This window comes from Embleya sp. NPDC020886, assembly GCF_044333915.1.
GTDB lineage: Bacteria > Actinomycetota > Actinomycetes > Streptomycetales > Streptomycetaceae > Embleya.
Window position 1 is genome coordinate 228926 of the sequence record NZ_JBIRRX010000003.1, and the last position, 23456, is coordinate 252381.

12 protein-coding genes are annotated in these 23456 nt (G+C 73.2%); 4 read left to right on the forward strand and 8 right to left on the reverse strand.

Annotated elements, in window-relative coordinates; all coding sequences use genetic code 11:
• Positions 1 to 24 precede the first annotated feature (24 nt).
• The gene (locus ACH4U8_RS11995) at positions 25 to 1458 is read right to left on the reverse strand and encodes an FAD/NAD(P)-binding protein (RefSeq protein ID WP_395777279.1); all 1434 of its coding nucleotides are present in this window, start codon (positions 1456 to 1458) and stop codon (positions 25 to 27) included.
• 188 nt (positions 1459 to 1646) lie between these two features.
• On the opposite strand from ACH4U8_RS11995, the gene ACH4U8_RS12000 reads away from it, so the two are divergent.
• Positions 1647 to 2753, forward strand: coding sequence for a helix-turn-helix transcriptional regulator (locus ACH4U8_RS12000; RefSeq protein ID WP_360306780.1), 1107 nt, complete (start codon positions 1647 to 1649; stop codon positions 2751 to 2753).
• Here ACH4U8_RS12000 and ACH4U8_RS12005 read toward each other — a convergent pair.
• Positions 2750 to 6010, reverse strand: a complete 3261-nt coding sequence (locus ACH4U8_RS12005) for an ATP-binding protein (protein WP_395777281.1) — start codon at positions 6008 to 6010, stop codon at positions 2750 to 2752. The two genes, ACH4U8_RS12000 and ACH4U8_RS12005, sit on opposite strands and share 4 nt — an antisense overlap.
• Before the next feature lie 320 nt (positions 6011 to 6330).
• Between ACH4U8_RS12005 and ACH4U8_RS12010 the strand changes: the two genes are divergently transcribed.
• Both ACH4U8_RS12010 and ACH4U8_RS12015 read left to right on the forward strand, forming a co-directional pair.
• Entirely contained in the window at positions 6331 to 7851 is a 1521-nt protein-coding gene (locus ACH4U8_RS12010; RefSeq protein WP_395777283.1) for an FAD-dependent monooxygenase, read from the forward strand.
• A gap of 61 nt (positions 7852 to 7912) precedes the next feature.
• Positions 7913 to 8575 carry a GDSL-type esterase/lipase family protein gene (locus tag ACH4U8_RS12015; RefSeq protein ID WP_395777285.1) on the forward strand — a complete coding sequence of 221 codons (663 nt, stop codon included), beginning with the start codon at positions 7913 to 7915 and terminating at the stop codon, positions 8573 to 8575.
• Between the two features lie 19 nt (positions 8576 to 8594).
• Here ACH4U8_RS12015 and ACH4U8_RS12020 read toward each other — a convergent pair whose 3' ends face one another.
• A complete protein-coding gene (locus ACH4U8_RS12020) occupies positions 8595 to 9317 on the reverse strand; it encodes a VOC family protein (RefSeq protein ID WP_395778193.1) in 723 nt (240 codons plus the stop codon).
• Between the two features lie 138 nt (positions 9318 to 9455).
• On the reverse strand, positions 9456 to 10151 hold the full coding sequence (locus ACH4U8_RS12025) for an SDR family NAD(P)-dependent oxidoreductase (protein ID WP_395777287.1): 696 nt from the start codon (positions 10149 to 10151) through the stop codon (positions 9456 to 9458).
• Between the two features lie 90 nt (positions 10152 to 10241).
• On the opposite strand from ACH4U8_RS12025, the gene ACH4U8_RS12030 reads away from it, so the two are divergent.
• The gene (locus tag ACH4U8_RS12030) at positions 10242 to 10847 is read left to right on the forward strand and encodes a TetR/AcrR family transcriptional regulator (protein ID WP_360306795.1); all 606 of its coding nucleotides are present in this window, start codon (positions 10242 to 10244) and stop codon (positions 10845 to 10847) included.
• Positions 10848 to 11010: 163 nt separating this feature from the next.
• Here ACH4U8_RS12030 and ACH4U8_RS12035 read toward each other — a convergent pair whose 3' ends face one another.
• The 4 genes from ACH4U8_RS12035 to ACH4U8_RS12050 form a co-directional block, all read right to left on the reverse strand.
• Positions 11011 to 11373: a hypothetical protein gene (locus ACH4U8_RS12035; protein ID WP_395777289.1), complete on the reverse strand. Its 363-nt coding sequence runs from the start codon at positions 11371 to 11373 to the stop codon at positions 11011 to 11013.
• Between the two features lie 164 nt (positions 11374 to 11537).
• A complete protein-coding gene (locus ACH4U8_RS12040) occupies positions 11538 to 12479 on the reverse strand; it encodes an RICIN domain-containing protein (protein ID WP_395777291.1) in 942 nt (313 codons plus the stop codon).
• A gap of 45 nt (positions 12480 to 12524) precedes the next feature.
• Positions 12525 to 15149: a right-handed parallel beta-helix repeat-containing protein gene (locus ACH4U8_RS12045; RefSeq protein WP_395777293.1), complete on the reverse strand. Its 2625-nt coding sequence runs from the start codon at positions 15147 to 15149 to the stop codon at positions 12525 to 12527.
• Entirely contained in the window at positions 15146 to 23455 is an 8310-nt protein-coding gene (locus ACH4U8_RS12050) for a hypothetical protein (RefSeq protein WP_395777295.1), read from the reverse strand. Before ACH4U8_RS12050 ends, ACH4U8_RS12045 begins: the two co-directional genes overlap by 4 nt.
• Position 23456 lies beyond the last annotated feature (1 nt).

A 23456-nucleotide genomic window follows, 5' to 3' on the forward strand; every position in this document is an offset into this window, starting at 1 on the left:
GGGAGGCCCGCGCGGAGCCGACGGTCAGGGGGTGCGCAGGGCCGCGGCCGTACGGGACGCCTGCGCGGTGACGCCGGCGATGCTCGACGTGAGGAACGAGCCGCCACCGGTCAGGTCGCCGACCACGTGCACGCGCGGGTCGGTGGGGACCACCCCGCCGGCCGGGTGCAGCGTGGCCAGGCCGGCGTCCGTCAGCGATCGCACCAGGTCCCGGGCCGCGCCCGGGAGCGCCTGCGCGGGCGAGTTGACCGCGTTGACGACGGCCTGCGCGGTGTGTCGGCCGCCGCCGGCGTGCACCAGGAAGCGGCCGTTCACCGGCTCGATCGCGTCGACGCCGGCGGCGACCGTGAGCTGACCGGACTCCAGGAGGCGCAGCACGACGGAGGCGTTCACCGGGACCATCGGCGAGGCGACGCTGGTGGCCGTGCGGAGCCGGCGACGCAGCCGGTCCCGGTCGGCTTCGGGCAACAGCCGCCAGGCGTAGGGGCCGACGGTGTGCGCCGTCTCCTGCAGCACGCGGCGGCCGATCCGGGGATCGTCGACCTCGGCGAGCTGCGCGCGCAGGTGCCGGACCGGGTCGTCCGCGCCCGGGCCGCGCAGTCGGGCCGCGAGATCGTCGAAGTCCTCGCCCGCGTCGGCGAGTTCGGTACGCAGCAGGTCGACCAGATCGGCCAACGCGAGACGCCCCCGCGCGGCGTGCAGCGCGGCCACCCGCTCGACGGTCACGTGGGTCGGGCGCCGACCGTCCGGGCGCTGCCAGACGTACGGGAGCACCCCGCTGCGGGACAACAGCGTGATCCGTCCCGGATATCGGCGCGCGGCCAGCGCCACGACGACGTCGACGGCGGTCAGGCCGCTGCCGACGACCGCGACATGGTCGGCGGCGGCGATCCGGTCGAGCGAGCCGGCGAGCGGATACGGGTCGGCCGTGAAGCCCGCCTCGCCGGCAAGTCCGTACGGATCCGGGGCCGTTCCCCCGCCCACGCACAGCGCCACCCGGTCGGCCCGGAACTTGCGCCCGTCGTCCGTGCGCAGCACCAGGCCGGCGCCGGTCCGCACGACCGCACCCACCCGCGCGGCCACCACGCGCACGGGCCAACCCTGTTCGCCCAGCGCCGCGACGGCCTTCTCCGCGGCGTGCACCAGATACTCGCCGTAGAGCGCGCGCGGGACCAGTGGTTGGCCCAGGAGCGGGTCGAGATGGTCGCCGCCGCGGGCCCCCAGCCAGTCCGCGAAGTGGCCGAAGGCGCCGCTGCGGACCGACATCAGGGCGGGTGGCGTGTTGACCAGCACCGCGTCCAGATCCGGACCGTACGGGCGCCCGCGCCACCGGTGCGGCGACGGTTCGAAGACCGTGACGGTGCCGGTCCCGCCCGCTTCGGCGGTGCCCTCGGTGGTGGCGAGCGCGTGCAGCAGGCCGACGGCCGCGGCGCCGCCCCCGACGATTGCGATGTCCATGGTGTCCCTCTCCGGTGATCGTGTGCCACCGACCCTGTCCGCCCGCGCCGGGGAGTCCCATCCCTCGCGGCCGGGGAATCGACAGGGAACAACCCCCTCGAACGAGGGGTTCCGTGCGATGGGGCGACAGACCAGGCTGGGCAACCGGAAGGCGCGGGCGCCCGGCGGCCGATCGATGGGGGACAGGCATGAGCGATCCACACCGGGGGGTGCTCGCGGCGGCCGAACAGGCCGCCGACGCCCTCGACTTGTTCGGCCGCGTCTCGGCCCGGCTGCGCCGGCAGGTGCCGTTCCAGTCGGCCGTGTGGACCGCCGCCGACCCGGAGACCGGCCTGATCACCGCACCGATGCTGGTGCAGAACATGGGCTCCGGCGAGGGCTGCGCCGCCTACTGGCAGAGCGAACTGCTGGAGGAGAACGTGCTGCCGTTCCGCGACCTGGCCCGGGCCGGTGTACCGGCGGCCGGGCTGCGCGCGGCCACCGGCGATCTGCCCGGCCGCAGCGCCCGGTTCCGCCGGCTGCTGCTGGACCAGGGCGTACACGACGAGTTGCGCGCGGTGCTCCGGATCGGCGACCGGCCGTGGGGCCTGGTGAGCCTGTTCCGCACCACCGACGCCTTCCGCCCGGAGGAGACCGCGCTGCTCGCCGAGCTGTCCCGTCCGCTGGCCGGGCGGCTGCGCAGGTTCGCCCGGTCGCCCGCGTCGACGCCCGGCACGGATTCCCCCGCGCCCGGCCTGATCCTCTTCGACGAAGCGGGCGAGGCCACCTCCGCCAACGAGGAGGCACGCGGGCACCTCGCGCGGCTGCCCGAGGGGCCGTCGTTTCCCACGGCGCTCGGGCTGAGGCTGCCGATCTGGGTGCTCGGTACGGCGCTCCAGGCCCGCGCCATCGCCGACGGCCGCGACCGCGGCAGCGCCCGGGTGCGGATCCGGACCACCGAAGGCCGTTGGCTGAGCTGCCACGCCTCGTGCCTGACCGGACCCGGCGGCCGGCCCGGCCCGGTGGCCCTGGTGATCGAGCCCGCGACGCCCGCCGACCTGGCGGTGCTGGTCGCCGAGGCGTACGGCCTGACCTCGCGCGAACTCCAGATCACCCAGCTCACCGCGCGCGGCCTGAGCACCGCCGAGATCGCCGCGGCGCTGTTCATCTCGCCGCACACGGTTCGCGACCACCTCAAGACGATCTTCGCCAAGACCGACGTCTCGACCCGAGGCGCCCTGGTGGCCCGCCTGTTCACCGCCCAGCACTGGCCCGCGTCCCCGACGCTCGACGGGTCCCCGGGCGTTCCGGCCTAACTACGGTGCATCCCGCCGGCGCGGCGCAGGTGGGCCGGATCGGCGCGGGCCAGGGCCGCCGGTGTGTCGAGCCGCCAACCCGTGTCGTATGCCTCGGCGAAGAGTTCGTCGCCGAGCGCGGCCCGCCCTCGGTCGGTCAGCGTGCGGACCGGCGGATCGGTACGGTCGTGGGCGCCGCGCAGGCGGGCCGCCGCGCCGAGCACGAGGGCCGCGTTCCGGTGGCGCCCGTACCGCGCGGCGAGGCCGGCCACGGTCACCGCCACCGTCGCCAGAATCGGCATGTCGTTGCTGTCGACCGCCGCCGCGTAGGCCCGCCCGAGTGCCGCCTCGGCGCCCGACCCGTCGCCGAGTTCGAGACACAGCGCGGCCCGGGCCACGCCGATCAGCGCCTGCCCGTGGTCGCCGTCGGACGGCAGCCGCGCGGACCGCAGCCCGGCCTCGGCCGACTCGACCAGCGCGCGCGCCCGATCCAGGTCACCGAGCCGCACCCGCAGGCCCGCCTCCCGCGCGTCGAGCAGAATCGCCATCTCGGGCGAGGCCGAGCGCAGCGCGCGCTCCCGGGTGGCGGCGATCATCTCGATCGCCCGCGCGCTCCGATCGAGCCGCATGTTCAGGTCGATCCAGCGCAGGTCGATGAAGATCTCGTCGCCGAGGCGGAGCGACCCGAATTCGCCCACCAGCCGCTTGGCGTCGTCCAAGTCGGCCAGTGCGCCTTCGAGATCGCCGTCGTGTTGGCGCAACAGCGCGCGCAGCGGCAGCGCCGCGGCCAGGCCCCACCGGTCGCCCGCCCGAGCGAAGCACTCCAGCGCGGCGGTCACGTCGTCGCGGACCCGGTCGAGCCGGCCCCGGTTCTCGGCGAACTGGGCGCGGAACAAATGGGCCAGCCCGGCCGACCACCCGTCCGGCCCGTCGGCCGACCGCCGGACGAGCGTCGGCGACGCCTCGGCCTCCGCCAGGGAGGCCAACCTGAGCGCGACCAACGCGCCGCCGAAGCCCGGCAGTTCCGGATGGCTCGCCAACCGGTCGGTGAGCGCCCGCAGTTCCTCGCGGCGCTCCTTGATCGCGTCGTTGAGAAGCACGCTCCGGGTGGAGATGGTGTTGAGCAGCAACATCCCCTCGGCGATGTCGCGCTGCACGCTCGGCCGTTCGGCCGGCAGCGCGACCGCCTCGCCGAGCCAGTAGGCCGCGTCGCGCTGCCCACCGGACATCTGCCAATACCAGGTCAGGTTCAGCGCGAGCCCGATCGCACCGCCGGCATCGCCGAGGTCGCAGAGGTGGCGCAGGGCGGCGAGCACGTTGTCGTACTCGGCGCGCAACACGTGCAGTGCGTCGCGCTGTCCGGGGCCGCGCAACAGCGGGTCGTGGTGGGCGACCAGGTCGGCGAAGCCACGAGCGGCCAGGCCCCGCACCCCGGTCAGCACACCCTGCTCGGCCAGGCGCGCCAGGCCGTACTCGCGGATCGTCTCCAACATCCGGTATCGGCCGGTGTCCGGCGCGAGCTGCACCAACGACCGGTCGACCAGGCCGGCGAGCAACTCCGGGACCTCGCCGGCCGGCACCGCGGTGCCGGCACACAGCGCGGTGGCCGACACCGGCGTGACGCCGCCGGGCAGGACCGAGATGCGCTCCGCGACCGTACGCGCGTCGGCGCCGAGCAGGTCCCAGCTCCACGCGATGACCGCCCGCAGCGTGCGGTGCCGGGGGAACGCGGACCGGTTGCCGGTGCCGAGCAGGCGGAACCGGTCGGACAGCCCGGCGGCCAGGTCGGCCGGCGAGAGCGTACGCAGGCGGGCTGCGGCCAGTTCGAGCGCGAGCGGCAGGCCGTCCAGGCTGCGGACGATGCGCAGCACCTCGCCGCGGTTGTGCTCGTCGACGTCGAAACTGGGCCGCACCGCCGCCGCCCGCTCGGTGAACAGGCGCACCGACGCGGTACGGCGGGCCTGCTCGACGTCCGCGTCCGCCGCGGGCAGGGCGAGCGGGCCCAGTGGGACCAGCGCCTCGCCGTCGATCGCCAGCGGCTCCCGGCTGGTGGCCAACACCCGCAGGTCGGCGCAGCGGCTCAACAGCGCAGAGAGCAGGTGCGCGACGGCGTCGATCAGGTGTTCGCAGTTGTCCACGACGAGCAGGGTTTCCCGGCCGCCGAGCAGCTCGGCGAGCACGGCCGGCTCGCCGGCCGGGTCGTCGCGCAGCTCGGTCGAAGCCTCGAACAGCGCCGGGCCGCGCAGCCCGAGCGCGGCGAGCAGCGCCGCGCCGACCTCGGCCGGCTCGGTGACCGCGGCGAGGTCGATCAGCCAGGCGCCCCCGCGGTACTCGTGGTGGTGGCGGCGGGCGGCCTCGACGGCGAGCCGGGTCTTGCCGGCGCCGCCCGGACCGAGCACGGTGACCAGACGCCCGCCGGCCAACAGTGCGTCGATCCGGGCGAGGTCGTCGGCCCGCCCGACGAAGCTGGTCAGCGGCGTGGGCAGGTTGCTCGACCGCGGCTTCCTCGTGAGGTCGGGCGCGGGTCGCTCGGCGCGCAGCAGGCGCAGATGGCGTTCGCGCAGGGCGGCGCCCGGGTCGGTGCCCAGGACGTCGGCCAGGGCCGCGCGGACCTGCTCGTAGACGGCCAGGGCATCGGCCTGGCGACCCTGGGCGGCGAGCGCGTCCATGAGCAGCGCGGCGGCCCGCTCGTGCCCGGGGTGCTCGGCGAGCAGGGCGGTCAGCCGGGCGGCGGCCGCGTCGGCACGGCCCAGGGACAGCTCGGCGGCGGCGAGGTCGGCGACGGCCTCCACCGAGGTGTGGGCCAGCCGGGTCGCGGCCGCGGGTGCCACCGCGGCGACGGCGGCGGGCTCGGCTCCGGGACGGTCGCCCCACAACTCCACGGCCTCGCCGAGCACGGCCGCCGCGGCATTCGCGTCACCGGCGCGCAGGCGGTCCCGGCCGGCCGCGGCGAGCTGCTCGAATCGCAGCGCGTCCACGTCGGCCGCGGCCAGGTCCAGCCGGTAGCCGCCCGCGACCCGAGCGACGTCGCCGGCCGAGCCGAGGATCCGACGCAGCCGCGAAACGAGTGCCTGGAGGGCGTGGGCGGGGCCGGCCGGCAGGTCCTCGGCCCAGATCGCGTCGACCAGGACACCCTCGTCGACCGCGCGCCCGCCGGCGAGTGCCAGCCGGACGAGCAGCGCCCGCAACCGCGCACCCGGAACGGGCAGCGCGGCACCACCACGCGATGCCCGAACGGCACCGAGCAGCGTGACGCGAAGCCGCGCACCCCCGTCCATCCGCCGATCCTTGCGCGCGCACCGTCGAGTCACCAAATCAGGGCGGCGAGCGAGCCTTTCGCCCATGTACGGGCGGCGCTTCGTGCGCGGGTGCCTTCGTATGCGGGCGGTTCCGCGTGGGCGTTCCGTGTACGGGTGCCTTCGCATGCGGGCGGTTCCGCGCGGGCGCTTCGTGCGCGGGTGCCTTGCGCATGGCGGTTGTCCGGGCGGTACCCCGGGTGTGCCGCCCATGTCAGCGCCGTGTGTGCCTCGTGTGAGCGGCCCGGGTCAGTGTGTGCATGCCTCCGAGAACAGGACGGGGAGGCGGGAAGGGAGTTCTCGTGCATGACGTAGTGATCGTGGGGGCCGGCCCGGTGGGTCTGCTCCTGGCCTGCGAGTCGAGCCTTGCGGGCTGCTCGGTGCTGGTGGTCGAGCGGGATCCGGAACCCCGCTCCCCGTGGAAGGCGGACCCGCTCGGCATGCGGGGCCTGTCGGCCGCGTCGGTCGAAATCTTCCACCGCCGAGGGATGTTGCGTGCGCTCCTGACGGCGTCGGGCATCGACGAGGATCCCGACGCGAAACCCGACGCGGACGAGCCGTCACCCCCTCGTGGCGTGGGCCACTTCGCCGGGATGATGCTCGATCCGGCCGACGTCGACGTCGCCGCCCTGCCGTTCCGGCTTCCCGGCCCGGCCGCGGACGGCGTGATGACGACTCTCGAAGCGGTCGAGGCGGTGCTGTCCGAGCGGGCGGCCGAGCTCGGCGTGGAGGTCCGGCGCGGCGTCGCGGTCTCCGCGATCGCGCAGGACGACGAGAGCGCGGTCGCGCGAGCCGGCGAGCACGAGTACGCCGCGCGCTGGGTCATCGGCTGTGACGGCGGACGCAGCGCGGTGCGCGGGCTCGCGGGCTTCGACTTCGTGGGCAGCGAGCCGCAGTTCACCGGCTACGTCGTACTCGCCGACATCGCCGATCCGGAAAAGTTGCGCCCCGGGTTCAATCCGACGCCGACCGGCATGTACCTGCGGACGCCCGCGGCCGGGTACATCGGCATGCTGGAGTTCGACGGCGGCGCGTTCGATCGTTCGGGGCGGCCGACTCGCGAGCATCTGCAGGCGGTGCTGCGCCGGGTATCCGGCACCGACGTGACGCTGAACGACGTGCATCTCGTGTCGAGCTTCACCGATCGGGCCAAGCAGACGACGACCTATCGGCAGGGGCGCGTCCTGCTCGCGGGCGACGCCGCCCACATCCACTCGCCCCTCGGTGCACAGGGACTCAACCTCGGCCTCGGCGACGCGGTGAACCTGGGTTGGAAACTCGCGGCGACCGTGCACGGACACGCGCCGGACGGCCTGCTCGACACCTACACCCGCGAGCGCCACGCGATCGGTGCGGGAGTGCTCGACTGGACGCGCGCCCAGGCCGCGGTGATGAAGCCGGACCCGCACGCCCGGGCGATCCAGGGTGTGTTGCGCGACCTGCTCGGGACACGCGACGGCACGACCTACGTGTTCGAGAGGTTGTCGGGATCCTCGAACCGCCACGACCTCGGCGGCGAACACCCGCTGGTCGGCCGCAACGCCCCGGACTTTCGGCTCCGGGACGGCACTCGCCTCGGCGACCTGATGCGGGACGGACGAGGCGTCGCACTCGACTTCGGCACCGACCGGCCCCTGCACGGCGCGGAGATGGGCCGGGAGAGCCGGATCCGATACGCGGCCGGTCCGGCGTGCAACGACCTCGGCCTGGGCGCGGTGCTGGTCCGTCCCGACGGCGTGGTCGCCTGGGTGGGTGATCGCGACCCGGATCGCGGTGCGTTCGAGCAGGCCGCCGACCGGTGGTTCGGCGGCCCGGAAGCCTGAAGGCGCGCGAACCCACCACCGACGCGAGATTTCCATTCCCCATGCATTTCAAGGAGCGCACATGACGATCACCCTCCGGCCGGGCAGCACCGTGATGTTCACCGGCGATTCGATCACCGACTGCCAACGGTCGGCCGGCGAGCAGGGTCTCGGGTTCGGCTACCCGCTGCGGGTCGCCGGCGAGTGGGGATTCCGGTGCCCGGACCGGGCCGTGACCTGGCTGAACTCCGCGCAGGCGGGCGACAAGGTGTCGGACCTCGAATCCCGTTGGCAGGCGGACGTGCTCGACGCGCGCCCGGACGTGCTGTCGATCCTCGTCGGCATGAACGACGTCGGTTGGCACACCTACGCCCCGGACGGCCACGTGATCTCCGCGCAGGACTTCGCCGCCGGCTACGACCGTCTGCTCGCGCCCCTGGCCGAGGCCGGCGTGGACCTGATCCTGATCGAGCCGTTCCTCCTGCCGATCAGCGGTCCCGTCGAGGTCGGCGACATGCGACTCGGCGCGGACGTGCGGCGGGAGTGGCGCGCCGACCTGGACCCGAAGATCCAGGTCGTGCGCGAACTCGCCCGCAGGTACGGCGCGCATCTGCTCGCCGCCGACGGTATGTTCGCCGAACTCGCCGCGACGACCGGGGCGGAGTACTGGGCCGCCGACGGTGTGCATCCGACGCCGGCCGGGCATGCCGCGCTCGCGGCGGCCTGGCTGCGCCTGGTCGGGTGAGCGGGCCGGGGCCGGTCGGTCAGCGGGGCGTCGCCACGGTGAACTCGTTGCCGTCGGGGTCGAGCATCGTCACCCGGCCGGTCTCGTCCGGCGCGGGGTCGACCAGGGTCGCGCCGAGGGAGAGCAGCCGGTCGACCTCCGCCCGGTGATCCCCGTCGGCGGGTGTGACGAGGTCGAAGTGCAGGCGGTCCCGGCCGAGCCTGGGCATCAGCGGCGGGCCACCCCAGGTGATCTTGGAACCGCCGAGCGGCGAGCGGATCGCGGTCTCCTGGTCCTGATCCCAGACCAGCGGCCAATCCAACGCCTTGCTCCAGAAGTAGCCGACCTCCTGCGAGCCGTCGCAGGACACCGCGCCCAGGAAGCCGCAACCGGCGAGGAACTCGTTGCCCGGCCGGATGACGCAGAACTCGTTGCCCTCGGGGTCGGCGAGCACGACGTGACCCTCTTCCGGGCGTTGGCCGACATCGGTGTGCCGTGCGCCGAGTTCCAGCGCCCCGGCCACGGTTTGCCGCTGGTCCTCCGGGGAGGTACTCGTCAGGTCGAAGTGCAGCCGATTCTGGCCCGCCTTCGGCTCCGAGGTCGGCCGGAACCGGATGCGGAACCCGGTCCCGTCACCGGGCAGGAGCGCGACGCCCTCGTGCGGATCGTCGATCATCTCCCGATCCAGGACTCCGGACCAGAAGCGCGCGAGCCGCGCCGGTTGGTTCGCATCGAAGCAGACCGCAAAGAGTTGACAGGTCATTCCCTGGTATCCCCGTTCCACCGACCGACCGTGTCGACCGGGCGCCGAGCAGGCGCCCGCCGGGCGGCAGCCTAGAGGCGAGCCGGCGTCGCCGCATCCGAGTATTCGCGGCGCGGCGCCGGTGCCCCGGCCGGAGGTCTACCACGGGACGGTCTCGCCATGGCGGTCCAGGAACCGGAGGCCGGGGGCGCCGGCCTGTGCCTCCAGGACGTCGACGACGGCCGGGATGCTCTCCTGCGGGGCGAGTGGCGCGTCGAATCCGCCGAGCCGGGTCCGGTTGTGGCCGGGGTCGATCAGCAGCTTGGTGTGTCCGTCGTCGGCATGGCGGGTGGTGTAGCTGCGCATCAGTTGGTTGAGTGCGGCCTTGCTGGCCTTGTACAGCTCGTAACCGCCCTCGGTGTTGCGCGAGATGCTGCCCTGGTCGGAGGACATGACCGCGACGGTTCCGCCGGGCGCGACCAGTGTGCGCAGGGCTTCGAGCGTGTGCAGCGGGCTCAACGCGTTGGTGACCATCACCTCGGTGAACATGTCGGTCGAGACCCGGTCGATCGGCAGGTCGCCCCGATCGATCGCGGCGTTGACGAAGAGCAGATCCAGGGAACGGCCCGTCAACCGCTCGCGCAGAGCGGCCGGCTGTGCGGGGTCCGTCATCTCCAGAGGTTCGATTTCGAGCCGCCCGTTCCAGGCATCGGCACGTGCTTGCAGCTCGCCGCCGTCCCGGCGGGTCGTGGCGATCACCTGCCAACCGCGTCGGGCGAGTTCGTCGGCGAGGACGAGTCCCAGTCCTTGTGAGGCTCCGATGACGAGGGCGTGGCGATCGGACGTGGTGGACACATGCACTCCTTCGTGGTGGGAGTCTCAGTCTAGACGCGACGTCGCGTCTAGACAATCGCACGGGCCTCGCCGGCGGATATCGTGTCCCACATGCCAGTCGCGAACACTCAGCCCCGCAGGCCGCGCTCCGGCAACCGGCGCGACGAGACCGCCCGGTTGGCCGTGCTGCACGCCGCGGACGATCTGCTCGTCGAGCACGGTTTCCGCGCGCTGACCGTCGAGGCGATCGCGCGGCGGGCCGGCGTCGCCAAGCAGACGATCTACCGCTGGTGGCCCTCGAAGGTCGAGATCCTGCTCGACACGCTCATCGAGGACAGCGACAAACGTTTTCCCATCCCGACGGGGCAGGCCACGGCGGCGAACATCCGTGACTACCTGGGCGACTTCGCGCGATTCGTCACCGACGACCCCGCCGGCAAGGTGCTGCTCGCGCTCCTTGCCGAGGCACACCACGATCCCGACACCGCCGAGCGCCTGCGCGAGCGCTACCTCGGTCCACGCCGCGACCGGGAACTCGACCTGCTCGCCCGCGCCGTCGACGCCGGCGAGATCGCCCCCGAACTCGACCCGGACGCCGCGCTCGACGCCCTCGTCGGCCCGATCGTCTATTGCGCCCTGACGGGGTCGGGCATCCCCGTCACACTGGTGGACACCCTCGTCCGGGCCCTGCTCAGGCCGGCGCCGCGCCCGCATTGAGCACGCACGGAATCCGTGGCACCCGATCCGGCCGCGATTCGACGGCGATCGGGGGCCGCGATGTCGATGTCGAATGCGGGGAACGACGCGTCGCGCCCGGCCGACACGCTGTGGATGCGGCGCGTCGGCCGGGCGAGTGGGCGGGGCCGGGGGTGAGGCGGGGTCAGCCGCCGCAGTCCCAGGTGTAGTTGGCCGGGCCGCCGGTGGAGTCCCAGCGGAAGCGCTTGGTTTCGCCGGGGGCGAGGTATTGGCATTCCGGGTCGGGCCAGCCCGAGACCTGAACGCTCACGTTCACCCGGCGTCCGCAGTCGTTGCGGACGTCCGCCCAGCGCCAGGTGGGAAATCCGACGTGGGTGTCCTGGGCGACGATGGGGGCGCACTCCAAGGGCTCCGCGTCGGGCGCGGCAGCGGCAGCGGTGGCGGTGGCGGTGGGGGTGCAGAGTGCGAGGGCGGCGGTGGTTGCCAGGGCGAGGGCGGTGGCCGACGCCAGGGTTGCTCGCCGGTGGGAACGGGTGGGAGTACGCATGGTTGCCTCCGGGGCGGGATGTGGCTCTCCTGGTGGGAGCACACGTCCAGGATCCCCGGATCGGGTAACCGGGTCATCACGCACGGGAACGAACGAGCCGTACATCGATGTGCGTAGGGTCGCCACCCGGATGGCCTCATCCCGGTGGCGACCCCGCTACCGGGTCAGCCGCGTTGCCAGACCTGGTTCGCGCCGTAGTGGCAGGGGTGCAGGCGGATCGCCGCGCCGTCGTTGGATTTGAAATCCCAGATGTCGGCGCACATGCCGGCGTTCTTCGTGAAGATGTAGGTGCCGACCAGGACGAACTGTTGGGCGGGATTGCCGCTGCAGTAGGCGAGTTGGACGACGGTGCCCTTCGCGGTGGAACCCCAGGCCGCGTCCATGCACAGGCCCTTGGTGCGGATCGTGCCGTCCGAGCGGATGTCCCACTTCTGATTCGCGTTGCCGTTGCACGACCACAGGACCAGCGGCGTACCGTCGGAACCCGCCGACCCACTCAGGCATTTGCCGGTGGACGGGTTGCGCAGCGGGTTGCCCGGGACGTTCGGCGGCGGAGCGGGCGGTGCCGCCGGGGGCGCGGCGGCCTTGGGCCGGGCCGTGGTGGGTTGGGCCGCGGGCACCTGCCGGGGCGCATCCGGTTTCGTCGCGGGCTGTTCGGCCGCGGGGGGCCGTGCGGCGGCCGGCGCGCCCGGGCCGGCCGCACCGGGCGTCTCGGGGCCGGCGGGCACCTCGGGAGCGCCACCCGAGGGCGGCGTCGCCCCGCCGCCCGTCGGTGACGCGGCGGTGGGTGAGGCGGACGATCCGGGCGAACCGGTCACCCCCGGCACGCCGACCACCCCCGGACCCCCCGTCGACGCGCCCCCCGGTGCCCCTGCGGCGGCGGCCACCGTCCGGCCGGCCGCCGCGTTGCCACCCGAGCCGTTCGGGGCCACGGCCACGGCCAGCGTGGTGACCGCGGCGATGCCCGCGGCCGAGCCGAGGGACACCCACACCCGACGCCCCGGCAGCAGACCGCGCCGGGGACGGGCCGGGCGGCGGGCGTACACCTGCGCCAACGAGGGCGCCGACGAACCGACGTGCGCGCCGGTGTCGTTGGGGTCGGACACGAGATCTCCTTCATGGGCACGGTGCTGACGAGGGGGCGTGCGCGGTCAGTCGGAGCCGACCGGTTGCGGCAGGTCGACCTCGTCGAGGAGGACCAACTGCCGCGCGTCGGGTGTATCGATCTCGGCCATCCGCATGGCCTGACGCTCGGTCATCTGCTGGAACACCTGCCGCGCGGTGCGGCCGTTGCCGAACTGCGCGCCACGCGGCATCGCGGCGAACAATTCGCCCAGCGCCTTGCGTGCGGGGACGCCGAGTTCGTAGCGGTGCCGACTCGCGTGGTGCTCGACGATGCGCACCAGGTCGTCGGCCGAATAGTCGTCGAACAACAGGCTGCGGGTGAACCGCGAGGACAGACCCGGGTTCGACGCGATGAACCGCTCCATCTCGCCCGGATATCCGGCGACGATCACCACGACCTCGTCCCGGTGGTCCTCCATCAATTTGACGAGCGTCGCCACGGCCTCGCCGCCGAAGTCGTTCGCGACACCGGCGGGCACGAGGGCGTACGCCTCGTCGATGAACAACACGCCGCCGCGCGCCCGGTTGAACGACTCGGTCGTCTTCGGCCCGGTGTGCCCCACGTATTCGCCGACCAGGGCGCTGCGGTCGACCTCGACCAGGTGGCCGCGCTCCAGCAACCCGAGCGCCTTGAGCAGCCTGCCGTACAGGCGCGCGATGGTCGTCTTCCCGGTGCCCGGGTTGCCCGCGAAGACCAGATGCCGGCTCAGCGGCGGTGCGGGCAGACCGGCCTCCTGCCGCATGCGCACCGTCTGCATGAGCTTGACCATGCCGCCGACATCGCGCTTCACGCCGCCCAGGCCCACGAGTTCGTCGAGTTCGGCGAGCAGGTCGTCCAGGGTCTCCGGCGGCGGCGGAGCCTCGCCCAGTTCGGCCAGATCGACCGACACCGGCGCCGGCGCGGCGGCCGACGCGCCGGCCGGGGCGAGGCCGCCTCCCGGGGCGGCCGGCTCGCGCGGCGACCGGGGGGATCCCGGCGACTGGTCGGGCAGCGACGAGGCGACCACCCGGACGGACACGCACTCCTCGAACACCGCACGGGCGCCCTCGGCGTAGCCGACGTCCCGCGCGCAGTCGAAGACCCGGCAACCGACGAACCTCGGCTCGGCGTCGCGGCCGATGTGCAGGGCCGGGTACGCGCAGGCCGACAGGTCGCTGTGTTCGATCACCCCGCGCGCGCCCGCACCGAACAGGATGCCGTTCTTCCCGGTCCCGTCCACCCGGATGCCGCGCACCGTCGGCTCGGCGCCCTGCCCCACCACCAGCCCGCTGCCGCCGACCGCGAAGATGCCGCCGCCGTCCATCCGCAGCCGGGCGCCGGAGTCGACGCTGACCCCCGCGCTGCCCGTCTCGGCAATCCGCGTCGCGTACAGCGCGGCGACCGCGTCGGTCCCGATCTCGACGCCGGTCCGGCGTTGTCCGCTCACCACACACTCGCGCAGTTCGCATTCCGCCGACGAGCGCAGCCGTACCCCCGTCTCGCCGCCCTCGACCCGGGAGGCGCGCATGGTCAGCCGGGCCTCGTCGGCCACGTGCACGCCGCACATGTCGGCCCCGCCGACGGTGCTGTCCAGCACCTCCGCCTCGGCGTGGGCCACCACCGCGAGGCCGTGTTCGTCGCTGCCGTCGAGCCGGCAACCGCCGATCCGGGCCCGGGCGTTCTCGCCGAGGTGGACCGCGGTGAATCCGGTACGGGCGACCAGCGTCGCGGTCATCGTCACCTCGGACACGCCGAGCGCGACCACGCCGTTGCCGGCCGGCGAGTCGATCCGGCAGCCGTGCGCGGTCAGTCGCGCCGCGCCGCCGCCGGCGATCGCGCTGCCCTTGGCGTCGGTGATCCGGCAGTCGACCAGGTGCACCCGGGCCTCGTGGTCGGCCTGCACGCCGCTGCGCCCGGCCTCGCGGATCCGGCAGTCGTCGAGGCGGAGTTCGCCGCGCTCCTCGACCAGGACACCGTTGCGCCCGGCGCGATCGAGCGTGCTGTCCCGGGCGGACAGCCGCGCGTCGCCGCGCACTCGCAACGCCGAGCCGGAGGTGTCGCACACCCGCAACCGATCGGCGATCAGCACCGCGTGGTCGGACAGCGCCACGCCGATGCCGTCGATGGTCTCCACATCCGTGTCCTCGACCCGGGCCCGGGCGTCGCCGGCCAGGACCAGGGCCCCGTGCCGGGCGCCGTGCAGCCGGCTTCGGCGCAGCAGCAGGACGCCACCGCCGGTCGGATCGCCGAGGTCGGCCGCCAGGGTGTCGGCGAAGCCGAGTGCGGCGTTGCGCGCGGCGCCGGCCGCCGTCGCCGAGCCGACCACGTCCACCCGGCCGCGGTCGAGTTCGCACCCGTCCAGCGTCAGGCCCGCAGCGTCCTCCACCCGGACCACCGGCTCGGCCGGGTCGGCGCCCCGCAGCACGAGGCCGCGGACCAGGCAGTCGGGGGCGGCGACGGTCAGCGCGACGCCGGCGGGCGCGCGCAGCACGACGGTGCCCTCGCCGTGCTCCGGGCGCAGGATCACGCGCCGCTCCAGCCGCAGGTTCTCGGTGTACTCGCCGGGCGCGATCAGGATCTCGGCGCCGGCGGGCGCGCCCGCGAGCGCGGCCGCGATGGTGCGTCGGCTCCGGCGGCTCGTGGGGTCGACGTGGATTGCCGCGGTGCTCATCCGGTACCCGTTCCCGATCCTGGCAGTAGGTTGTCGGACGACGTCCCGTCCGGCACGTGCCCGATCAGGCGCACGGTCGCGGGACCGAGTACCAGCAGGCCGACGAGCTTGTCGACCATCTTGCCCAGGGCGCCGATCAGGAAGATGTCCATCGGACCCTGGCGGTGCACCCACCGACTGCCGATCGAGTGCTGGACCAGGGCCCGGAGCGCGCCGACCGAGACGGTGCCCAGCACCCCGCCGACACTGGACGCCAGACCGGCCAACGCGGCGTCGCCGCCGGTGAGTCTGATGATCGCGCCGTCGGCGCCGCGGACCCCGAAGAGCGCGGCCTGCGACGCGCCGCTGACGAACCCGGCCAGGGTGCCGACGCCGAGGCCGACGGCGAACTCGTAGGTGCCGCCGCGCCAGCGGACCGGGCGTTCGTTCGCCCCCCACTCGGTGGGCCAACTGTCGTCGTTGGGCCGCCAACTCCCCGGCTGCCCGTAGTCGATGTTGGACCAGTGCACCTTCCAGCCGCCCCGGTTGGCCGACAGGTGCGCCGCCGAGACGGTGCCCCTGGTCATCGAGCTCAACGCGGCGCCGAACGCGGCGCGTCCGACGTCGATCATGCTCAGTCCGTTGCCGGAGAGCACCCGGACCATGGACAGCACGACGAGGTTCACGGTGAAGTCGAGCAGGAACTCGTGCCCCATGTCGATACCGATGGACTCGATCGCCCGCAGGATGAACGGCTCCGGGACCGCCTCGCCGTCGACGGACGGACCGTAGCCCCAGCGGTTCGGCTCGCGGTAGGTGCGGTTCAGGCCGCGGTATTCGTTGGCCAGGCCGGTGAAGTGGGTCTCGCGACCGATGACGACACCGCCGTTGGCGTCGTATTCGTGGATGTATCCGGGGATCGTGCGCTCGTTGATGACGGTGATGCCGTCGACGTCGTAGCGCCGCGCGTGCTTGTTGAAGTTGTTGATCTCCGCGAACGTGTCGTCCGAGAGCCGGATCTTCACCTGCGCGAGGATGCCCTGGTCGGACTCCTGCCACAGGTGCCGGTTGAATTGGGTGGCGGGGGTGGGTCGGAAGTCGCGCACCCGGAACGGGCTGTCGGTGAAGAAGTCCCGGAAGGCGTTGGTGCGTTTGCGCGCCGGGATCTCCTGGACGACCTCGTGGTCGAGGCCGGCGATCCGGTCGGACCACCGGGCGCCCTTCGTCCAGCCGGGGAGCCGGTTTCCGTTCGCGTCGAACCAGTGCCGGATCCGGTCGCCCACGCCGTTGCCGAAGTTCATCACGTTGTTGTCCGCGTCCAACTTGTTCCAGTGCCAGACCTCGTTGCCCCCGGCGTCGAGACCGCGCCAGCCCTGCACGCTCAGGCCCTCGCCGAGTTGTCGGTGATCGCGGATCAGGTTGCCCGCCGCGTCGAAGTCCTGGAACGACTCGCGGTCGAAGTGCAACCGGGTGATCTGCGTCTTGAACGCGGTGATGCGTTTGCCGCCGACGCCGGGATCGGCCGCGTCGTGCCACCGGAACTCGCCCGGGTTGCGCCCCATGGTGCCGACGATGTCGAGGTGTCCCCTCCCGTCGGGCGTGGGGAAGGAGTCCGAGCGGGAGACGACCATGCCGTGGTGGTCGTACCGGGTCCAGTCGCCGGCGTGCGCGTCGATCAGGCCGCGGGTGTTCGGGCCAGGCTCGCCGGCACCTCCGGCGGGCCTGGGCCGGTAGTCGATGAAGGTGCCGTCGGAGAAGCCGGTGCGGACCACCCGCCACTCCTTGGTGCCGGGGGAGTACCAGTTGCCGTCGGCCAGGTCGTCGGTGATCCGGTCCTGCCAGGTGATCTGCCGAGTGCCCGTGCCCGGGGTCACCACGAAGTCGCCCTCGACGAACGTGCGGTGACCCTGCAGGCCGCCGACGCCCTCGGACCAGGGCAGGTAGCCGGGGCGGTGGGCCACCTGCGCCCCGGCTACGTCGGGCAGCCGGACGTCGCCGACGGTGAGGGTGGCGCCGTTGCGCAGGGTGCGGGTCTCGCGGACGATGTCGCCGCCCCGCCCGACGTCGATCACCGTCTTGTTGTTGGTGATGAACTGCACGCCGTACGTCTTGGGGCCGCCGGTCGCCGGCTCCTGGCTCCAGGTCCCCACCCGCAGCCGGTTGTCGTGGGCCAGCCACGGGTGCCGGGTGAGGTCGGTGGCGCGGAACTCGGCGCTGAACAGGTTGCGGAAGAACACCGGGGGTCGCTGCTCGGCGAAACGCTCGAACATGAGGAAGTCGCCGTTGTGCAGGGTCTTCCCGAGCCCGTTGACGTTGCCGTCGGCGTGGCGGGAGACCCAGTCGCGCTTGGGCACGCCGCCCGGGTCCAACTCGACCTGGTGGTAGCGGCGTACGTCGTGCAGACCGGGTTGGAAGCGGCCGAACTTCTTCTGGACGGTGACGATCTCGTTGGTGAGCGGGTGGTGCATGTTGTCGGTCCAGCCGCGGCCGGGACCCGAACTCCAGTGCCGGTCGCCGGACGCGATCGCCCGGAAGTCGGCGTCGAACCGCACCCACCTGGTGTCGGCGGCGAACCCCTGGGTCGCCGGCAGATGGCGCAGGTCCGCCAGCACGTGCCCGCCGTCCGCGCTGAGCTGGAAGTGCCGGACCCGCACGTCGAAGCCGAGCACGCTCTCGACGTCGAACCAGCTTCGGGTGCTCTCCCCCCAGTGCCGGGTGCCGTCGTGCACCAGGTTGCCGTTGATGTCGAACTCGGCCCACCGGCCGCGCTGATTGAACCGACTGAAGGTGCCCAGCGACGCGGACGAGTGGTGCGCGTCGAGGATGCCGCCGTCGGGCAGTGTGCGCCGTTCGAACACGGTGACCTGGAGGTGGCTGATCAGGTGTACCCGGCCGGCGCCCGCACCCTTCGGGTCGACCGGGCCGCCCTCGAACCACTTGCGCGGGCCCGGCGTGGGGACGTGCAGGCCGTGCGCGTCGGTGCGTATCAGCGACCACGCGCCGTCGCCGCCCGCCGGGTACGTGATCTCGAAGTGTCGGTTCGGGTCGATTCCGCCTCGGGTGCCGACGATGTCGATGCGCTGGAACTCCAGGCGCCCGCCCGCGTCGAACCGCTGGAACTCGCCGGTGCGCGCGCCGATGCCGTCGATCCGGTAGCCGCCGCCGGGTTCCGGGGTCGCCCGCAGGCCCGGGAGCGGGTCGAGATGGCCGTCGAGGACCCGCAGGTCGCCCGTCGCGATGTTCAGGAAGCGGGTGTGCTCGGGGCTGCCGATCCGGGCGTCGGACAGGGGGATCGTGTCGAACCGGTGGGCTCCGGTGCCGTCGTTCACCCGGAACACGGTGATGTTGCCGTCCCCGTGCGGGACTTGGTGCGGCGTCACGTGGAAGTCGAGCCCGCCGGTTCGGCCGAACAGACGGAACTCGCCGTCGGCGCCGCCGACATGGAACCCGCCGCCGGGGCGGGTGTGCACGGTGCGGTTCGCGATGTCGGTGAGGCCGTCGTCGACCAGGGTGTGTGCCCCGCCCGGGTGCACCCGGACCAGTTCCGGCAGTTCGGCACCGCCGGCCCCGGTCAGGCGCAACACCTGGAACTCGAACGCGCCGGTGCCGGAGAAGCCCCGCAACATCCCGGTGGCGGCGTCGGTGACCCGGAGCGTGCCGTCGGGACGACCGACCACCGTGAACCCGAGGTTGCCGCCGTCGGCGCCCTTGACCAGCGGCAGCGGACCGGGTGCCGCCGCTCCGGCGACCGGGACCGGGGCGAAGACGAACTCGTGGGTCGGGGCGCCGTCGGCCCCGCGCAGGCCGACCACGTCGAAGCGGTGCGCGCCGTGCATGTCGACGATGATGTGGTCGGTGCCGTCGCCGACCCGGAAGCCGGCACCGGGCGTGCCCGCCCGACGCACGAAGCCCTCGGTCGTGATCCCCGGCTGGGGTACGACGTGCGTGTTCGGGACGGCCGCGAGGTGTCCGTCGACGAGCGTGCCGTCCCGGCCGTCGAAACGCACGAACCGGCCCTCGAACGGGCCGCCGCGCAGGTGGGTCGCGTCGTGGCGGTGCACGCCGTCGAGACCGTGCGTGGCGAACGACCCGTCGGGGTCGGTGAGCCGCAGCTCGCCGCCGACCCGGGTGACGGTGAGGTTCGGGTCGGGTACCCCGCCCCGGTCGCTCGGATGCGGCACCGGCACGTCCGGGGTGCCCACCGGGGTGTGCACGAACCGCCCGGGCCCGTGACCGCCGGTCAGCCCGAGGACGTCGTGGGTATGCGCGCCCGCGTCGTTCACCACGATCGTGCCCCCGGGGTGATGCACGAGGTATCCGCCGCCGTGCTGCCGGACGACGTCGGTGTTCGGCACGATCCTGCCGTCGCCGTGCGCGAGTTGCGGCAGCCCGCCGGGGTGGTCGGGCAGCCGGATGAAGCCGCCCGGCGCGCCGCCGCCGGTGAGTGGCAGGGCGTCGTGCGAGTGGGCACCTCCGGGCGTGTGCACCTGCACCACGTGCGGCTGCCCGGCGGTGCCGGTGACGTGGAACGTGTTGTCGACGGTACGCACGGCCGCGGTCGTGGTCGGCGCGCCGTCGCCCGCGCGCAGGTGCGGCAGTCGGTTCGGTCCGCCGACCGGGGTGAACACGTGCAGACCCGTCGTGGCGCCGTCGGGGGTGGTCAGGGTCACCACGTCGTGGGCGCGGGCGCCGCCGGCGTCCACGTGGAACCGGCCGCCGCCGTGCCGGATCCGGAACTCGTTGCCGATCTGGCGGATGACATCGGTGTCGGGCACCGGCCTGCCGTCGGCGTGCGCCAGTTGGGGCGTGCCGACGTGCGGCGAGCGGATGTGGCCGCCGGCCACGGTCGATCGGTCGATCCCGGTCAGCGGCAGCGAGTTGTGCGAGAAGCGGCCGTCGGCGCCGAAGACCCGCACGCTCGGGCCGGTGCCGGTCGGGACGACATGGAGCATGCCGCCGGCGTGTTCCGGTACGGAGACGACGCCGAGGGTGCGGCCGGCGTCCGCGCCGACCAGGGCCCGGGCGCCGCCGCCGTCCGGGGTCAGCACGTGCAGCGCCAGCGGGCCGTCCCTGCCGATCAGGCGCAGGCCGGTGCCCGACGGCGTGCCGGTCGCCGGGTCGTAGAGCCGGAAGCCGCCGGGCGTGGGGACGACGATGCCCGCGTCGACGACCCGCACGGGCGGAGCGTCCGGGTCGGTGTGCAGGAGGTTGCCTTCGCCGTCGACGTGGGTGACGCCCAGGATTCGGTCGTTCGGGTCGACCCGGATCGCGACCAGGGTGTCGTCGTGCTCGCCGCCGGTGAGGGTGATGCGCCGTTCGATCCGGTCGAGCCGCCCGCCCTCGGCCGAGAGGTCGAAGTCCCAGCGGCGGACCTCGACGTTCGGCACGACGGACTGCTCGACGCGCGCGATGTGGTTCCCGGTCGGACCGATCAGGCGCGGGACGTTCGGGTGCGACGCGTCCGGACCGCCGGCGATCCGGATGCCCTCGATGCCGCCGCCGTCGCCGACGCGGTATTCGAGGTGTGCGCCGGACAGCCCCGGGATGTCGACGACACGCGGGCCCGGCCCGGCGACGGCGGGCACGGTCGACCCGGTGGTCGTGGTGTGCGCGAGTTGCGGGGTGGGCAGCGTGTTCAGCTCGATGGCCTGCCCGGGGACGGGGCCGGTGACCTGGGCGTCGATGATCTGGTCGTCGAGGAGCCGATGGTTGTTCGCGGCGCTGAGTTCGTAGTCCCAGCGGTGCGTGCCGCCGTCCCCGAGGGCCCGTTCGATCCGCAGCACCTCCTGGTCGCCGACGGTGATGTGGGTCGCGGAGAGGTCGGCGCGACCGCCGGGATCGATGTGGATGTCGACGGTACGGCCGGCCTGTGTGCTCGGCAGGACCCGTACCTCGACGCCGTTCAGGCCGGGGATGGTGCCGAACGTGTGCGCGAAGTCGTACTGCACGCCGTGCATCATGAACACGTTCAGGTTGTGCGCCGCCCCGTTCGCCGGGACGAGGTGCGTGCCGCCGGCGAGGCCGCCGGGCATCGCCGGGACGCCCGGCAGGCCGCCCGGCGTCGCGTGGACCGGCACCGCGCCCGACGACGGGCCGCCGAGGAGCACCCGGCTGCCGTTGACGTCGATGTGTGTGCCGGCGCCGCCGAGGCCCTGGACGCCCTTGACGTCGACCGCGTTCGTGCCGGGCCCGACGAGCGAGGTCTCGCCGTCGACGCGCAGTCCGCCGAGGTGGGGCGTGTTCACGTCGGCCAGGTGGATCGGGGTGCCGGTGTGGGCGGTGGCCACGTGCGCGACCGCGGGCAGGCCGCCGACGTTCGGCGTCGCGACGTGCCCGAGGGCGCCGACGGCGGTGACCGAAGGGGTGACGATCTGGCCGGTGTTCGCGATCGCGCCGACGTTCGGCGTTTGGATGTGCGTGGTGAGCGGGAGCGCGCCGATCCCCGAGACGTTGACGTGCGGCAGGGCCGGCGTGGACACGTCCGGCATCGCGACGTGGCCCGGTTGGGGGAGGGCGACGGTGCCGAGGCCGTCGAGTCCGGTGTGCGCGCTCGTGGCGGGCGTGGGCAGGTCGTGCACCAGTGCGCTCGATCCGGGCAGGCCCAGTTGCATCCTGTTGGCCACGCCGGCGCCGACGGTGTCCAGGTTCGGGATGCTGATGTGGCCGAGCGCGGGCGGCAGCGCGTTGACCCCGGTCGCGCCGAGGCCGGTGATCCCGTGCGGGACGGAGATGTTTCCGGCGAGGTGCGTCAGGCCCGACCCGGTGAACGAGAACGAGGGGATGTCGGCGATCCTGGCGCCGATTCCGGGCAGGTGCGTGAGCGCGTTCAGTCCGCCCATGTCGTCGAGGAAGGTGCCCAGGCCGGGGAAGTTGCCGGCGTGGAAGCCGGTGCCGAACGTGTTCGGCGACGGCAGATCGATCACGTCGAATCGGCCGAACCCGTTGGTGAACTTCGTGGACAACGACGGCATGTCGAACGCGCCGCCGAGCGGACCCATGTGCACCGAGTCGAAGCTGCCGAGGTGCACATTGGGCAGCTTGACCAGCTCGCCGCCGTGCCCGAACGCGTTGAACCCGGCGTTCGCGCCGGCGGAGATCTTGGAGCCCGCACCGATGAACTTGCCGTCGATGAAGGCCCCGTAGCGGTACATGCCGAACATGCCGCGGTCGATGAAGCCGATCCGGAAGGCGAGCCCGAGGCCCTTGCCCATCTCGTCGGCCGCCACCGGCAGGAACAGCCGCAGCCCCTTGAAGCCGCTCAGGCCGTTCGCGATCGAGGTACCGAGATTCTTGAACGCGTTGATCGTGCTCGCCACCGCGCGCAGGCCGAAGAACGTCTTGGCACCGGCCAGGTTGATCACGGTCAGCTCGGCGCCGAGCGGGAAGAACTTGATGCCGTTCCCGAGGTTGCCGCCCAACTTCCCGATGCCGGGGATGTGGGTCAGATTGGGACCGATTTTGAGTCCCTGCGCGCCGCCCCTGATCCACGCACCCGCCGCGGCCACCGCGTCGTCGATGCCCAATCCGACCCGACCGAACAGACCGAACGAATTGGCGCCGCCGGTGAAGAAGTTCTTGGTGCCGATGATCCCCCGGCCGCCGGCGCCCTTGATGCCGGTCCACAGGGCGCCCAGGCTCAGGCCCTTGGTGGTGGGCGAGATCATGCCCAGGATGCCCAACACGAGCTGGGTGACGGACGCCTTGCCGTGCGCGAAGTCGATCGCGGTCTTGATCAGGAGCGCGACGTTGAGGGCGATGCTGAGCAGCGCCAGCGGGCCGCCGACGAAGATCGCCGGAATGGCCAGGATCATCGCGATCCAGCCGAGCGCCTTCCAGAACTCCGCGCACTCGTCCACGGGGGAGGCGATGGACTGGCCGGCGGCGATCATCTTGCGCGCGGCGGTGTCGGCCGCGGCGGCCAGGACGGACTTGGCGTCCGTGGCGGTGGCCTTGTGTGCGGCCCTGCCCTCCTCGTCGTCCGCGGCCAGCGCGGCGGCGGCGGACAAGGCGGTGTCCGCGCGGTGTTGCTCGTGGCGCATGACCCCGACGTAGAGGGTCAGGGCGCTGCGGACGTCCTCGTGGGCCTTGCGGAACGTGGCGATGTAGTCGCGCAGGTTGCCGTCGATCACGCCCCGCAGGGCATCCGCCGTCTTGCCGACGAAGATCGTGCTCGACGTGTTCTTGACCTCGGTCAGACCGTTGTCGATGTCGCGCGAGAGTTCGACGAACGCGAGCTCCGCGGCGATCACCCGGTCGATCCGGTCGGCGTCGCCTGGAGTGGGATCACCGTCGAGGCCGAGCGCACTCCAGTCCCCGGGACGAGCCATC

Coding starts and splice junctions, on each gene's coding strand:
- ACH4U8_RS11995 (WP_395777279.1), bottom strand. CDS start 1,458: ATGGACATCGCAATCGTCGGGGGCGGCGCCGCGGCCGTCGGCCTGCTG.
- ACH4U8_RS12000 (WP_360306780.1), top strand. CDS start 1,647: ATGAGCGATCCACACCGGGGGGTGCTCGCGGCGGCCGAACAGGCCGCC.
- ACH4U8_RS12005 (WP_395777281.1), bottom strand. CDS start 6,010: ATGGACGGGGGTGCGCGGCTTCGCGTCACGCTGCTCGGTGCCGTTCGG.
- ACH4U8_RS12015 (WP_395777285.1), top strand. CDS start 7,913: ATGACGATCACCCTCCGGCCGGGCAGCACCGTGATGTTCACCGGCGAT.
- ACH4U8_RS12020 (WP_395778193.1), bottom strand. CDS start 9,317: ATGACCTGTCAACTCTTTGCGGTCTGCTTCGATGCGAACCAACCGGCG.
- ACH4U8_RS12030 (WP_360306795.1), top strand. CDS start 10,242: ATGCCAGTCGCGAACACTCAGCCCCGCAGGCCGCGCTCCGGCAACCGG.
- ACH4U8_RS12035 (WP_395777289.1), bottom strand. CDS start 11,373: ATGCGTACTCCCACCCGTTCCCACCGGCGAGCAACCCTGGCGTCGGCC.
- ACH4U8_RS12045 (WP_395777293.1), bottom strand. CDS start 15,149: ATGAGCACCGCGGCAATCCACGTCGACCCCACGAGCCGCCGGAGCCGA.
- ACH4U8_RS12050 (WP_395777295.1), bottom strand. CDS start 23,455: ATGGCTCGTCCCGGGGACTGGAGTGCGCTCGGCCTCGACGGTGATCCC.